Source organism: Parabacteroides sp. AF19-14, assembly GCF_003635485.1.
GTDB lineage: Bacteria > Bacteroidota > Bacteroidia > Bacteroidales > Tannerellaceae > Parabacteroides > Parabacteroides distasonis.
The window spans coordinates 300,278-315,065 of sequence record NZ_QTMJ01000004.1 but is presented as its reverse complement, the minus strand read 5'-3'; the positions used below and the strand labels follow the sequence as shown (position 1 = coordinate 315,065).

The window sequence follows — 14,788 nt, the reverse complement described above, 5'->3', positions numbered from 1 at the left end:
TTTCCGGGTGTCGGAATAACCCGTTTCCGGGTGTCGGAATAACTCGTTTCCGGGTACTGGAATAACCCGTTTCCGGGTGTCGTAAATACAAACATTAAAAAAATGAAGCAATGAAAGAAGATATAAAGAAAGTCCTGATACTCGGCAGCGGAGCCTTGAAGATTGGTGAGGCGGGCGAGTTCGATTATTCAGGCAGCCAAGCCCTGAAGGCGATTAAGGAAGAGGGGATTCAAACGGTATTGATCAATCCGAATATCGCTACGGTACAGACCTCGGAAGGAGTCGCGGACACGGTTTATTTCCTGCCCGTTACTCCTTTTTTTGTGGAAAAGGTGATCGAGAAGGAACGTCCGGAAGGTATCTTGCTCGCTTTCGGCGGGCAGACGGCGTTGAATTGTGGCGTGGCCCTTTACCAAAGCGGCGTGCTGGAGAAGTATGGCGTGAAGGTATTGGGTACCCCGGTGCAGGCTATCATGGATACCGAGGATCGGGAGTTGTTCGTACGCAAGCTGGATGAGATCGACGTGAAGACGATCAAGAGCGAGGCCGTGGAGAATGCCGCTGACGCTCGCCGTGCGGCCGCCGAGCTGGGGTATCCGGTCATCGTCCGTGCCGCTTATGCGCTGGGGGGCTTGGGTTCCGGTTTCTGCGACAATGAGGAAGAATTGGACGTGTTGGTAGAGAAGGCTTTCTCTTTCTCTCCGCAAGTATTGGTGGAGAAAAGCTTGAAGGGCTGGAAAGAGGTAGAGTACGAGGTGGTGCGCGACCGCTTCGATAACTGTATCACGGTATGTAACATGGAGAATTTCGACCCGCTGGGAATCCATACGGGAGAGTCTATCGTGATTGCCCCCTCGCAGACCTTGAGCAATACGGATTATCATAAGTTACGTGAGTTGGCGATCCGTATCATTCGCCATATCGGTATCGTGGGCGAGTGTAACGTGCAATACGCTTACGATCCGGAGAGTGAGGATTACCGGGTGATCGAGGTGAACGCCCGCTTGAGCCGTTCTTCGGCCTTGGCTTCTAAGGCGACCGGTTATCCGTTGGCTTTCGTGGCCGCTAAATTAGGCTTGGGCTACGGTTTGTTCGACTTGAAAAACTCCGTGACGAAAACGACTAGCGCTTTCTTTGAGCCGGCTCTCGATTACGTGGTATGTAAGATCCCTCGCTGGGACTTGGGTAAGTTCCACGGCGTGGCTCGTGAGTTGGGTTCCAGCATGAAGTCGGTTGGCGAGGTGATGGCGATCGGACGTACTTTCGAGGAGGCTATCCAGAAGGGCTTGCGTATGATCGGGCAGGGTATGCACGGTTTCGTGGAGAATAAGGAGTTGGTGATCGAGGATATCGATAAGGCTTTGCATGAGCCTACCGACCGCCGTATCTTCGTTATCTCGAAGGCATTCCGAGCCGGTTATACGGTAGACCAGATTCATGAGCTTACCAAGATAGACCGATGGTTCCTACAGAAACTATATGGAATCATGCAGACCTCCAAGGAGCTTCACGCTTTCGATATGAAGGGGATCCAACGTTGGCGCATCAATCCGGAGTTGATCCGCCGGGCGAAGATACAAGGTTTCTCTGATTTCCAGATCGCCCGTGCGATCGGTCTCGACGGGGATGTGGAGAAGGGTATGATGTTGGTTCGCCAGTTCCGTAAGGAGCATGGCATTCTTCCGGTGGTGAAACAGATCGATACCTTGGCCGCCGAGTATCCGGCGCAGACGAATTACCTGTACCTGACGTATAGCGGAACGGAGAATGACGTGACGTACTTGGGCGATCATCGCTCGATTGTCGTGCTGGGTTCCGGCGCTTACCGCATCGGTAGCTCGGTGGAGTTCGACTGGTGTGGCGTGCAGGCCTTGAATACGATCCGTAAGGAGGGTTACCGCTCCGTGATGATCAACTACAATCCCGAGACGGTATCTACCGACTATGATATGTGCGACCGCCTTTATTTCGACGAGCTTACCTTCGAGCGTGTGATGGATATCCTTGAGCTGGAGAACCCCCACGGCGTGATCGTCTCCACCGGTGGCCAGATCCCGAATAACTTGGCGATGCGTCTGGACGAGCAGCATGTGAATATCTTGGGGACATCTGCCAAGAGCATCGATAATGCCGAGGACCGTGAGAAGTTCTCCGCCATGTTGGATCGTATCGGCGTGGATCAGCCCCGCTGGAAAGAGCTTTCTTCCATGGAGGATATCAATGGTTTCGTGGCGGAGGTAGGCTTCCCCGTGTTGGTTCGCCCGAGTTACGTGCTGAGTGGTGCCGCCATGAATGTCTGCTCGAATCAAGAGGAGTTGGAGCGTTTCTTGAAATTGGCCGCCAACGTCAGCCAAAAGCATCCGGTGGTGGTAAGCCAGTTCATCGAGCATGCAAAAGAGGTGGAGATGGATGCCGTGGCCGATCATGGCGAGATCGTGATGTATGCCATCAGCGAGCATATCGAGTTTGCCGGGGTACATTCCGGCGACGCTACGATTCAGTTCCCGGCCCAGAAATTATATGTGGAGACGGTTCGTCGTATCAAGCGTATCAGTAAGCAGATCGCTAAGGAGCTGAATATCTCCGGCCCGTTCAATATCCAATATCTGGCGAAGGGCAATGAGATCAAGGTGATCGAGTGTAACCTTCGTGCCAGCCGTTCTTTCCCGTTCGTGAGCAAGGTGCTGAAGATAAACTTCATCGAGTTGGCTACCCGTGTCATGCTGGGCTTGCCGGTAGAGAAACCGAATAAGAATGAGTTCGATTTGGATTACGTGGGTATCAAGGCCTCTCAATTCTCGTTCAATCGCTTGCAGAAAGCCGATCCGGTATTAGGGGTCGATATGGCTTCCACGGGCGAGGTGGGTTGTCTGGGCGACGATGTATCCGAGGCGGTGTTGACGAGTATGCTCGCTGTCGGGCAACGGGTTCCGGAGAAGAATATCCTCCTGTCCACCGGTACGCCGAAGCAGAAGGTAGCCATGCTGGATGCCGCTAAGATGTTGGCGACGAAAGGCTACAACCTATTCGCTACGGGAGGTACGCACCGTTTCTTGGCGGAGAATGGCATTCCGAGTACGAAGGTGTACTGGCCGAGCGAGAAGGGAGAACCGCAGGCGCTTAAGATGCTTCATGAGAAGCAGATCGATATGGTCGTGAATATCCCTCGTGACCTTTCCGCCGGCGAGCTTGACAACGGCTATAAGATCCGCCGTGCCGCCATCGACCTGAATATCCCGTTGATTACGAATGCCCGTCTGGCGAGCGCTTTCATTCAAGCCTTCTGTACCTTGAGCGTAGATGATATCTGCATCAAGAGTTGGCAGGAATATAAATAAATGGGGGCTTGATGTAAATCAAGTGGTATTTATTTCGTAAGTTTGCGGAAACAAACAAAAACAACCATGAATATGGATACAGCGATATTTATAGCTCGCAGGATTGCGGCGCAATCGATTCTACTCAGTGAGGAAGCCGCCCAGAAACTGGCCTCTATCTTAATCCGGACAGAATTGAAAAAAGGCGCCCTGTTTTTGAGCGAAGGAGAGGTTTGTACGCAACTCGGTTATGTCTATAAGGGAATGGTTCGCCAGTTTTACTTCAAGAATAAGAAAGAGCTGACCGAGCATTTCGCCAGCGAGGACAACATCTTCATTTGCATCGAGAGCTTCTTGCGCCAGCGTCCCGCTAATCTGTTGGTGGAGGCCTTGGAGAATACGGTGCTGTATGGCATTCCTCATGATCCTTTATTGGCATTGTGCGCCGAGGATTACGAGATCGAGGTCATGTATCGCCGCCTGTTGGAGAATTCGCTGATCCTGTCTCAACGGAAGGCGGATTTCCTTCGTTTCGAGACCGCTAATGAACGTTATGCCCGCTTATTGAAAGAACACCCTGAGATCGTGCAGCGTGCCCCCTTGTCCCATATCGCCTCTTATTTGCTGATGACTCCCGAGACATTAAGCAGGGTAAGGGCCAATATGCAGCTATGAGGGGCTTGTAGGTGTTAATTATATACGGTGTCGTATATGATATATAAGATAAAATTAGTATGAAGGTAGGATTATTTATCCCATGTTACATTAACGCGGTGTACCCCGAAGTGGGTATCGCCTCGTATAAATTGTTGAGGCATGTGGGTGTGGATGTCGATTATCCGATGGACCAGACCTGTTGCGGACAACCCATGGCGAACGCCGGCTTCGAGGATGAGGCGGCTCGCTTGGCCCTCCGGATGGAGGAACAGTTTAAGAACTATGACTACGTGGTAGGCCCCTCGGCCAGTTGCGTAGCCTTCGTAAAAGAGAACCATTCCCATATATTGGGAAAGCGGGATCACGTTTGTATGAACAGTAAGAAGATTTATGATATCTGCGAGTTCTTGCACGACGTGGTGAGACCGGGATCCCTGCCGGCCGTTTTCCCGCATAAGGTGAGTATCCATAATAGTTGCCACGGGGTGCGTGAGTTGCATCTCTCGTCGCCCAGCGAGCGTAATATCCCGTACTATTCCAAGTTACGTGATCTCCTTTCCTTGGTGAAAGGTATCGAGGTGTTCGAGCCGAAGCGGGTGGACGAATGTTGCGGTTTCGGCGGTATGTTCGCCATCGAGGAGCCTGAGGTCTCTACTTGCATGGGACAAGACAAGGTAAAGGATCATATGAGTACCGGCGCCGAGTATATCACCGGTGCGGATAGCTCTTGCCTGATGCATATGGAAGGGGTTATCAAGCGGGAGAAACTTCCGATCAAGACTATTCACATCGTTCAAATATTAGCGTCCGGATTATGAGTACGAAACATGCTATAGCAGCGGCCCGTTTCCTAGAGAATAAGGAGAATGAGGCTTGGCACGACCATACGCTTTGGATGGTACGTACCAAACGGGATAAGATGAGCCATTCGCTTCCAGAGTGGGAGCGGTTGAGGGAGTTGGCCTCGGAGATCAAGCTTTACTCCAACAGCCATCTGGACACGCTTCTGGAGGAGTTCGAGAAAAACGCGATCGCCAACGGGGCTATCGTGCATTGGGCGAAAGATGCCGAGGAGCATAACGAGATCGTCTTGCGGATCTTGCGCCAGCATGATGCCCGGAACCTGATCAAGAGCAAATCGATGCTGACGGAGGAATGCCATATGAACGAGTTCTTGATGTCGAAAGGAATCGATGTGGTGGAGAGCGATTTGGGTGAGCGTATCTTGCAATTGATGCATTTGGCCCCGAGCCATATCGTGATGCCGGCGATCCATATCAAACGGGAGCAGATCAGCGAGATGATGGAGCGTGAGATGGGAACGGAGAAAGGGAATATCGACCCTACCTACCTGACGCATGCCGCCCGTAAGAATCTGCGTGAGAAATTCCTGCATGCCGACGTGGCGATGACGGGTGCTAACTTCGCCGTCGCCTCTACGGGCGAGATCGTGGTTTGTACCAATGAGGGAAACGCCGATATGGGAACCTCCTTCCCGAAGGTGCATATCGCTACGATGGGGATGGAGAAGATCGTACCGAATCTGGAGGCATTGGGCGTATTCACTCGTTTGCTGGCTCGTTCGGGTACGGGGCAACCCATCACGTCTTATACTTCCCATTATCGCCGTCCGCCCGAGGGACAAGAGTTCCATATCATTATCGTGGATAACGGGCGTAGTGATATCTTGGCGAAACCGGATCATATTCGTACGTTGAATTGCATCCGTTGTGGCGAGTGCATGAATACCTGTCCAGTATATCGCAGGAGTGGTGGCTATTCGTATACGTATTTCATTCCGGGACCGATCGGGATCAACTTGGGTATGCTGAGGAATCCGGAGGAATATTCGGATAACGTATCGGCTTGCTCCTTATGTCTTTCTTGCTCGAACGTTTGTCCGGTAAAGATCGACTTGGGCGAGCAGATTTACCGTTGGCGGCAAGATTTGGATAAGATCGGTAAGGCGAGCAAGGAGAAGAAAGTGATGTCTTTCGGGATGAAGTTCCTGATGGAACGTCCGGGATTGTTCAATACGGCGTTGAAGTTTGCTCCGGTAGTGAATCATTTGCCCCGTTTCATGGTCTACAATGGCTTGAACGCTTGGGGCAAGGGACGTGAGCTTCCGGCTTTCGCCAAGGAGTCGTTTAATGATATGTGGAAGAATAATAAGGTGAGATAATGAGTAGTAAAGATTCTATATTGGCGAGTATCCGTCGTCATACGGGTGCACGCCACGAGATGCCTGAGCTTACGTTGGAGGCGATTACCTATGCGGATAAGTTGGCTACGTTCTCGGAAGTGCTAGCCGGGGCGGGTGGCAAGGCCATCGAGTTAAAGCCCGGCGAGGATGTGAATGAGGTGATCCGCCGTGAGTTTCCGGAGGCGAAACGTATCGCCTCGAATTTGAAGGAGATTACTTGCGCTACCTTTAACCCGGATGAGCTGACCGATCCCCGGGAGTTGAACGGGACGGACGTATCTGTGGTGGAGGGTAGTTTCGGCGTGGCGGAGAATGCCGCTGTCTGGTTACCCCGTCAGGTACGTTATAAAGGTCTGTACTTTATCTCGAACGCTTTGGTGATCTTGTTGGACAAGACTCAATTGGTTCATACGATGAATGAGGCTTACCGCCGTACTGCCACTATGGATTATGATTACGGAGTCTTCATGTCCGGTCCCTCAAAGACTGCTGACATTGAACAAGCCTTGGTATTCGGGGCGCATGGCCCGATCCAAGTAGTAGTCCTGTTAAGATAAAATCTATACCCTTTTGAGGGGATGAGACGGGGCACGCCCCGTCTCTACAAGTTGTACGTTATTTACAGCTCTCCAATATTTCCCGTGCCACGCTACCCGTTACATTCTTCGCCTCCCCGAAGGCGGCGTTTCGTTCATTGAAGCGATTCTCGATCTCGGTGATTGTCGTATTGCTGATCTTCTCTTGGCTGAGGCGGGTAGATAAACCGAGGCTTTGGAAAAATTGCTCGGTCTTCTCGATGGCTTGGCTTACCCGTTCCTCTGTCGTTCCACTATTGATACCCCATACCCGTTCGCCGTATTGCAGGATCTTGCCCTCTTTCTGCTTGCGTAGGGTGCGTAAGGTTCCGGGGAAGACGATCGCTAAGGTCGCTCCATGCGTCAATCCGTGAAGGGCGGTTAGCTCGTGTCCGATCATATGGGTAGCCCAGTCCTGCGTTACGCCCATAGCGATAAAGCCGTTCAAGCCCATCGTGGCGGATAGCATGAAATCTGCCATCAGGTCGTAATTCCTCGGATCTTCCTTAATCTTCGGGGCGATCTCAACCAAGGTGCTTAAGATGCTTTCCGCCCAATGATCCATCAAGCGGGATTGGTCGGTCGTAGTCATATATTGCTCCATCACGTGGACGAAGGTATCAGCGATACCGCAAGCCACTTGATACGGGGGCAGGCTGAAGGTCGTCTCCGGGTCCAAGATCGAGAATACGGGGAAATTGCTGTAGAACGGGAATTTCTCTTGCGTCTCTTTCCGGGAGATCACCGCCCCGCTATTCATCTCGGAACCTGTGGCGGGCAGGGTCAGTACGGTACCCATGGGCACAGTATGATAGTAATACCCTTTCTGCACCAATTCCCAAGGATCGCCGTCGTACTGGATACCGGCGGAGATTAGCTTCGTCCCGTCTATGACGGAGCCACCGCCTACCGCCAATAGGAAATCCACCTGCTTGCCTTTCGCTATCTGGATAGCTTCTCGCAAGGTCTCGATGGTGGGATTAGGCTCGATGCCCCAGAACTCGATATAGTCACGATCCTTTAGCGCCTTGATCACTTGGTCGTACACACCGTTTTGCTTTACGCTACCTCCTCCAAAAGTGATCATGATGCGATGCACCATCGGGATGGCCGTACTCAGTTTCTCAATCATGCCCTTACCGAATAATAAACGGGTTGGGTTGTGAAAAGTGAAGTTATTCATAGGACTATTTACTGTTTTTATATGTAAACATGAATAGGGTTCCTATTGTTTTAGGGCTTCCAGTAACTTATCGACCGCCTCGGCGGGAGTAGCTTCGCTCTTTAGTAACTGGACGAACTTGCTACCGATGATGGCACCGGAAGAATGGGCTGTCGCCGCCTCGAAAGTGGCTTTATTGCTGATGCCGAAACCTACCAAGCGGGGATTCTGTAGGTTCATGGCGTTGATACGACGGAAATAGGCTTGTTTCTGTTCGTTGAAATCTTGTTGGGCTCCGGTCGTGGCGGCGCTGGATACCATATAGATAAATCCGCTGGTATGGGCATCGATCTGCCGGATTCGTTCCTCGGAGGTCTCTGGGGTGATCAGCATGATCATTTTTAGGTCATGGCGATCGGCGATTTCCTTGTAATCGGAGATATAATCGGCGTAAGGCAGGTCGGGGATGATCATTCCGTCTACGCCGGCCTCTACGCAACTGGCGCAGAATTTCTCGAAACCGTATTGCATGATGGGATTCAGGTAGCCCATTAGGATGATCGGGATCTGTACTTCGCTCCGGATCTCTTTCAATTGCTCGAATAGGAGGTGCAGTGACATCCCGTTACGCAACGCTTGCGTGGCGGCCTCTTGGATGACAGGGCCGTCTGCCATCGGGTCGGAGAAGGGGATTCCTACTTCTACCATGTGGATACCTTTAGCCTGTAAGGCTTTTAAGATGCTTGCCGTATCGTTTAAGTTCGGATAACCGGCGGTGAAATAGACGGAGAGTATTCCGTCTTTCTGGGTCTGGAATAAGTTTGTGATGCGATTCATTTTGAATTCTATTTTAAAAATACTATCAGACGGTGGGAGACGGGGCACGCCCTGTCTCTACAGCTGGATGTAAAATTTGTTGGATGAAATTCTTTAGTTTGTCGACGTCTTTCAATCCCGGCTCAATCTCGAAGCCACTGTTGAGGTCGATACCTGCGAAACGGGGATGCCGGAAGTTCCGGATCGCCTCTGCGTTTTCCGGACGGATGCCTCCGCTGAGCAAGAAGGGAGTCTCTCCTTTATATTCGGTTAGGATGGACCAATCGAAACGTTTGCCTGAGCCTCCATAGCCCTCGCATCTCGTATCGAAAAGGAAATAATCCACTCGGCCCTCATACTCCTTGGTCTTCTTGAAATCCTCTTTGGAGGCGATCGGGAAGGCTTTGATTAAGGAGTATCCTCTTTTCTGTAGGGTGTGGCAATCTTCCGGCGATTCGTTACCGTGAAGTTGGAGATAGTCTAGCTTGTAGGCGGAGGCTTTCTCCATCATGGACTCGATGGTAGCGTTGACGAAAACGCCCACTTTCTTAGGGGACAATTGTTCACTGTCCGTTACCTGCTGCTCCATCGGGCATCGCTCGACAAAGCGCTTGGAACGTTCGTAGAAGATAAAGCCGATCCAGTTGATGGCTAGGGCGGCTACTTCCCGGATATTCTGAGGCTCCCGCATTCCGCAAACTTTGATGATCATGCCAGTCCTCCTATAAAATCGGCTAGGGTATCGCCCGGCCTCTCGGTTTTCATGAAGGTCTCTCCGATCAGGAATCCGCGGAAACCGGCCTCACGCAATCGGCGTACGGTATCGGTCTCGGAGATTCCGCTCTCGGACACTAAAAGAGGGGAGAAGCCTCGCATCTTATCGACCAACTTGAATGAGTTGTTTACGTCCGTATGGAAGGTGCCGAGATTGCGGTTGTTCACGCCGAGCATATCGATATCCGCATTCAGGTATTTGAGCTCGTCCTCGCTATGGACTTCCAGCAAGACTTCCAATTGCAGGCTATGGGCGGTCTCGGCGAGTACCCGGCATTCTTCTTCTGTAAGGGCGGCGGCGATCAACAAGACAGCGTCGGCGCCCATCACCCGGGCTTGGAAGAGTTGGTAGGTATCGATGATGAAGTCCTTGCGAAGTAACGGGAGATCCACCAGCTTGCGGGCCTTTTGCAAGTCGCCCAAGGAACCCCCGAAGAAATCCCCGTCCGTAAGGATCGAGCAGGCGGAGGCTCCTCCGGCCTCGTAAGCGGGCACCACGTCGGCGATATTCGCACCCGGATGCAGCCAACCTTTGGAGGGGCTTTTACGCTTGAACTCGGCGATAATACCGGAGGGGGATGATTCCAGCGCCGCACGCATGGAACGTGTGTCATGCTCCATACGGTCGCTACCTAGAGCCAATAAGGTCTGTAAGCTTACGGCCTGTTTTTGCCGGGCTACCTCGATGCGCTTATTGGCGATAATATCTTGTAAGATGTCCTTTTTCATAGGATATGTTTTTTTATCAATGGTTCAAAGATATAAATTTACGGAATGTAGCCAATGCTTTTCCGCTTTCCAATGATTCACGTGCCTCGGCGATACATGTCTCGATCTTCTTCTCGGGACAGATCACTTGGATGGCGAAGGCGGAGTTGGCGATCACGCAGCTCTTTTGGGCCTCGGTAGCCCTGTTCCCTAATACGGCGTCGAAGATACGGGCCGCTTCCTCCGGGGTCTCGCCGCCGTCGAGGTCCGCTTCCGTGCAACGTTTGAATCCGAGCATCTCCGGGGTATAAAGCTTCTCTTTCTCCGGCATGGCTACCTTGAAATCGGCCGTGAGGGAGATCTCGTCGTAACCGTCCAAGCTATGTACCACGGCGAAACGGGTACCGCTCTCTTGATACGTATAATTATATAGGCGGAGTAGCGGGAGGTTATATACGCCTAACAATTGGTAAGTAGGCATGACCGGGTTGACCAGCGGGCCGAGCATATTGAAGAAGCTGCGCACGCCGAGGCTCTTCCGTACCGGAGCTACCGCTTTCAGCGCCGGGTTGAACAAGGGTGCGTGGAGGTAGGCGATATGACAGGTATCCATGGAGGTACGTAGTTTACCGATATCGTTCGTGAATTTTACGCCGTGTTGCTCCATCACGTTGCTGGCGCCGCTCACCGAGGTAGCCCCGTAGTTACCGTGCTTTACGACATGGTAACCGGCACCGGCCACTACGAAACAGGAACAGGTACTGATGTTGAACGTGTTTTTCCCGTCGCCTCCGGTACCTACGATATCGATCGGCTTGTATTCGCTTAGATCTACCGGTACACGCATCTCCAGCAAAGCTTCCCGGAATCCGGTCAATTCCTCTACGGAGATACTTCGCATCAGGAATACGGTGATCAGGCTGGCGATCTGGGAATCGTTGTAGCGTCCCTCCGCTATGTTCTGGAGGATATTCCGGGCTTCTTCCCGGCCTAGATATTGGTGCTCGAATAATCTGTATAATATTTGCTTCATGTCTGTAATGTGTTGAATGATAAAATATTGCAGTTTTGCGATATTTCTTTATCGAAAAACTTTTGTTTCTCTAGGGGAAAACTCTTGTTTCTTGCTTGAGAAACATTAGTTTCACCATAGAGAAACTGATGTTTCGTTAGGAAGAAACTATAAGTGCCTTAGGAGGTAATTAGCGTTTCAGCCAGTTCTCTATAATTGTCTTCCCTTTGGGTGTCAACACGGATTCCGGATGGAATTGGATACCTCGTACATTGTACTCACGATGGCGCAAGCCCATGATCTGTCCTTCTTCCGTATCGACCGCCGTGATTTCCAGACAATCCGGGAAGTTTTCCTTGGAGACCGCCCAAGAATGATAACGCCCAACACGTATACCCGGTTCCAGTCCCTCGAAGATAGGATCTTTAGCGACAATCCGTATATCGGAGCAAACGCCGTGATGCACATCGGTAAGGTTTATCAATGTGGCGCCGAATGCCTCGCCGATGGCCTGCTCGCCTAGGCAGACACCTAGGATGCTCTTTGTCGGGGCGTACCGGCGGATCAAGGGGAGGAGGATGCCGGCTTCCTCGGGGATGCCCGGTCCCGGGGATAGTAAGATCTTATCGAAACGCTCTATCTCTTCCAAGGAGATCTTGTCGTTGCGGTGTACCTCTACGTCCGCACCCAGTTCCTTCAATATATGTAGCAAATTGTAGGTGAAGGAATCGTAATTATCAAATAATAATATCTTCATTTTATATGTATTGTTGTTGTTGTAGAGACGGGGCGTGCCCCGTCTCTACAACCGGATAATCAATTGATTAATTTCTCCGCTAGGTCTATCGCCTTCTTCAAGGCTCCCAGCTTATTGTTTACCTCTTGTAATTCACGCTCATCGTTGCTTTTGGCCACGATCCCGGCTCCCGCCTGATAGTAAAGTACGTTGCCACGGCTGACGAAGGTACGGATCGTGATCGCTTGGTTCAAATCACCGTCCAGACCGATAAAGCCGATACAGCCGCCGTAAGCGCCCCGGTTATGATGCTCGATGTCGGTGATCAGTTGCATGGCCCGTACTTTGGGGGCTCCGCTCAACGTGCCGGCGGGGAAGGTATCGACGTAGGTCTTTACCGGGTCGCTATCGGCGTTGATCTCGCCGCTCACACGGGATACGAGGTGGATGACGTGGCTGTAGTATTGTACCTCCTTATAGAAATCCACTTGCACGTCGTGGGCGTTCCGGCTTAGGTCGTTGCGGGCGAGGTCTACCAGCATCACGTGCTCGGCGTTCTCCTTGGGGTCGGCTAGCAGGGCCTCGGTACGTTGTTTGTCTACCTCGATATTACCGGTACGGAAAGCGGTCCCGGCGATCGGGTCGATGCTGGCGTGTCTGCCCGTTACCTTGCAATGCGTCTCGGGGGAAGAGCCGAAGATACGGAAACCTCCGAAATCGAAGTAGAACAAATAAGGAGAGGGATTGATGCTGCGAAGAGCCCGGTACACCTTGAAGTCGTCTCCCTTGAACGGTTGCTCGAAGCGACGGCTCAATACGATCTGGAAGACATCTCCCCTGAGGCAGTGCTTGATGCCTTGGCGGACCATCGCCTTGTATTCCTCGCCGGTGATCGGGGAGGTCTCGGGACCCGCTGTCTGGAAGTTATAGGAGGCGAAGTTACGGTTCTCGATCAATGTCTCGATTTCTTCCAGCCGGCTAGCCTCGTCCTCTTGGAGCATCTCCACTAGGGTCAACTCGTTCTTGAAATGATTGAAGACAAGGATATACTTATATAATATGTATAGCATATCGGGGGCGTCGTTCTCCTCGTGATGAACTTCCATGACCGGGATGTTCTCGAAATAACGGACGGCATCGAAAGCCGTGTAGCCGAATAATCCGCAGACCTTCTTGTCCGCTCCCTCCACCTTGAAGCGGCCGAGAAAAGCGTTCATCGCCTCCGGTACGTTATAGTCTTCGGTGAGCGGGGTAACCTCACGGGTCTCGTCGGGGAAGGTCGTCGTGCATTCCCCGTTGTTGATACCGATGCTCGCCAAGGGGCGGAGCGCTATAAAGGAAAGGCTATTCTCGTTTCCGTGAAAGTCTGAGCTTTCCAACAGGGCCGATTCCGGGTAGATATCCCGCACTTTCAGATAGATGCTTACGGGAGTGTGAAGGTCGCCCATCACCTTCTTGCTTATTGTCCTAAAGGTATAATCCATCATATAATTTTCAATTTTCAATTCTCAATTTATAATTAATGTAAGTGTCCATATCTTTATCGCCACGGCCCGAGACAGTCAGTACCACCACGTCTTCCGGCTTGAAGGTTACCTTGGCCAAGGCTCCCAAGGCATGGGCGCTTTCCAAGGCCGGGATGATTCCTTCCAGACGGGTCAACTCGAAAGCGGCCTCCAACGCCTCGTCATCATCGACCGCTAGGATTTGCGCACGGTGCTTTACGGAGAGGTTCGCGTGGATCGGGCCGATGCCCGGGTAATCCAAGCCGGCGGAAACAGAATAAGGTTCCTCGATCTGTCCGTCCTCGTTCTGCATGACCAAGGTACGTGCCCCGTGGATGATGCCCTCTTTACCCAATTGGATCGTGGCGGCGCTCATGCCGGAGTGGATACCCTTGCCGCCGGCCTCGGCCAAGACGATCTTCACCCGCTCGTCGTCCACGAAATGATAGATCGTACCGGCGGCGTTACTTCCCCCGCCTACGCAGGCGATCAGGTAATCCGGGTGATCCCTTCCTTCCTTCTCCAGCAGTTGCTTCTTGATCTCCTCGCTGATAACGGATTGCAGCCGGGCTACCATATCCGGATAAGGATGGGGGCCTACCGTAGAACCGATAATATAATACGTATCCGAAGGATGACAGCACCAGTCACGGATCGCCTCGTTCGTGGCGTCTTTCAAGGTCATGTTTCCCGAGGTCACGGGCACGACGGTAGCTCCCAGCATCTCCATCTTCTGTACGTTGGCATGTTGGCGTTCCACGTCTGTCTTCCCCATATAAACGATACATTCCATATTCATCAAGGCACATACCGTAGCCGTAGCCACTCCATGCTGTCCGGCACCCGTCTCGGCGATGATACGGGTCTTCCCCATGCGGCGGGCTAGGAGGATCTGGCCGATCGTATTGTTGATCTTATGTGCTCCGGTATGGTTCAAGTCTTCCCGTTTCAAATAGATCTTGCATCCGTATTTCTCGCTCAACCGTTTGGCCAAGTAAAGAGGGGAGGGGCGGCCTACATAATCACGCAATAACTGATCGAACTCTTCCTTGAAGCTATCGCTCTCCAACACTTGCAGATAGGTATTCTGTAAATTTTCCACGCATTGATGAAGGATCTCGGGAACATAGGCCCCGCCGAACTCACCATAGTAACCATTCTTGTCAACTTGATACGTTTTCATCTTTTATCTATTTTAGTTATTTTCCTTTTGGATTTGCCATAAAAAGAAAAGAGGCCTGCCGCAAGTGCGACAGACCTCTTTATATCTTTATGTAGTGTTTATATATACATACGAGTCTTCGTTCCTTACGACCTTTTGAG

The 14,788-nt window shown here is 51.8% G+C and carries 13 protein-coding genes; 5 read left to right on the top strand and 8 right to left on the bottom strand.

The window, feature by feature from the left end; all coding sequences use genetic code 11:
* Positions 1 to 110: 110 nt before the first annotated feature.
* The 5 genes from carB to DWX33_RS06245 all read left to right on the top strand — a co-directional run bounded on the left by carB (position 111) and on the right by DWX33_RS06245 (position 6,734).
* Positions 111 to 3,338, top strand: a complete 3,228-nt coding sequence (carB, locus tag DWX33_RS06265) for a carbamoyl-phosphate synthase (glutamine-hydrolyzing) large subunit (RefSeq protein ID WP_005863118.1) — start codon at positions 111 to 113, stop codon at positions 3,336 to 3,338.
* Positions 3,339 to 3,410: 72 nt separating this feature from the next.
* A complete protein-coding gene (locus DWX33_RS06260; RefSeq protein ID WP_005857857.1) occupies positions 3,411 to 3,992 on the top strand; it encodes a Crp/Fnr family transcriptional regulator in 582 nt (193 codons plus the stop codon).
* Between the two features lie 59 nt (positions 3,993 to 4,051).
* Positions 4,052 to 4,792, top strand: a complete 741-nt coding sequence (locus DWX33_RS06255) for a (Fe-S)-binding protein (RefSeq protein ID WP_122380030.1) — start codon at positions 4,052 to 4,054, stop codon at positions 4,790 to 4,792.
* Positions 4,789 to 6,156 (top strand): lactate utilization protein B, encoded by a 1,368-nt coding sequence (locus tag DWX33_RS06250; RefSeq protein ID WP_009275003.1) that lies wholly within the window; start codon positions 4,789 to 4,791, stop codon positions 6,154 to 6,156. The genes DWX33_RS06255 and DWX33_RS06250 overlap by 4 nt, the downstream gene beginning before the upstream one ends.
* Positions 6,156 to 6,734 (top strand): LUD domain-containing protein, encoded by a 579-nt coding sequence (locus DWX33_RS06245; protein ID WP_022192174.1) that lies wholly within the window; start codon positions 6,156 to 6,158, stop codon positions 6,732 to 6,734. The genes DWX33_RS06250 and DWX33_RS06245 overlap by 1 nt, the downstream gene beginning before the upstream one ends.
* A 58-nt stretch (positions 6,735 to 6,792) precedes the next feature.
* Here the strand turns inward: DWX33_RS06245 and DWX33_RS06240 are convergent, their stop codons facing one another.
* The 8 genes from DWX33_RS06240 to trpB all read right to left on the bottom strand — a co-directional run bounded on the left by DWX33_RS06240 (position 6,793) and on the right by trpB (position 14,648).
* Positions 6,793 to 7,935, bottom strand: coding sequence for an iron-containing alcohol dehydrogenase (locus tag DWX33_RS06240; RefSeq protein ID WP_122380029.1), 1,143 nt, complete (start codon positions 7,933 to 7,935; stop codon positions 6,793 to 6,795).
* 42 nt (positions 7,936 to 7,977) lie between these two features.
* Positions 7,978 to 8,751: a tryptophan synthase subunit alpha gene (gene trpA, locus DWX33_RS06235; RefSeq protein WP_008779670.1), complete on the bottom strand. Its 774-nt coding sequence runs from the start codon at positions 8,749 to 8,751 to the stop codon at positions 7,978 to 7,980.
* Positions 8,752 to 8,776: 25 nt separating this feature from the next.
* Positions 8,777 to 9,442, bottom strand: a complete 666-nt coding sequence (locus tag DWX33_RS06230; protein WP_122380028.1) for a phosphoribosylanthranilate isomerase — start codon at positions 9,440 to 9,442, stop codon at positions 8,777 to 8,779.
* Positions 9,439 to 10,233 carry an indole-3-glycerol phosphate synthase TrpC gene (trpC, locus tag DWX33_RS06225; protein ID WP_122380027.1) on the bottom strand — a complete coding sequence of 265 codons (795 nt, stop codon included), beginning with the start codon at positions 10,231 to 10,233 and terminating at the stop codon, positions 9,439 to 9,441. Before trpC ends, DWX33_RS06230 begins: the two co-directional genes overlap by 4 nt.
* Before the next feature lie 16 nt (positions 10,234 to 10,249).
* Positions 10,250 to 11,245: an anthranilate phosphoribosyltransferase gene (trpD, locus tag DWX33_RS06220; protein WP_122297685.1), complete on the bottom strand. Its 996-nt coding sequence runs from the start codon at positions 11,243 to 11,245 to the stop codon at positions 10,250 to 10,252.
* A 169-nt stretch (positions 11,246 to 11,414) separates the two neighbouring features.
* On the bottom strand, positions 11,415 to 11,981 hold the full coding sequence (locus DWX33_RS06215; RefSeq protein WP_005857839.1) for an aminodeoxychorismate/anthranilate synthase component II: 567 nt from the start codon (positions 11,979 to 11,981) through the stop codon (positions 11,415 to 11,417).
* 59 nt (positions 11,982 to 12,040) lie between these two features.
* Positions 12,041 to 13,444 (bottom strand): anthranilate synthase component I family protein, encoded by a 1,404-nt coding sequence (locus DWX33_RS06210; RefSeq protein WP_122380052.1) that lies wholly within the window; start codon positions 13,442 to 13,444, stop codon positions 12,041 to 12,043.
* A 10-nt stretch (positions 13,445 to 13,454) separates the two neighbouring features.
* On the bottom strand, positions 13,455 to 14,648 hold the full coding sequence (gene trpB / locus DWX33_RS06205) for a tryptophan synthase subunit beta (RefSeq protein ID WP_122380026.1): 1,194 nt from the start codon (positions 14,646 to 14,648) through the stop codon (positions 13,455 to 13,457).
* Between the last annotated feature and the right edge of the window lie 140 nt (positions 14,649 to 14,788).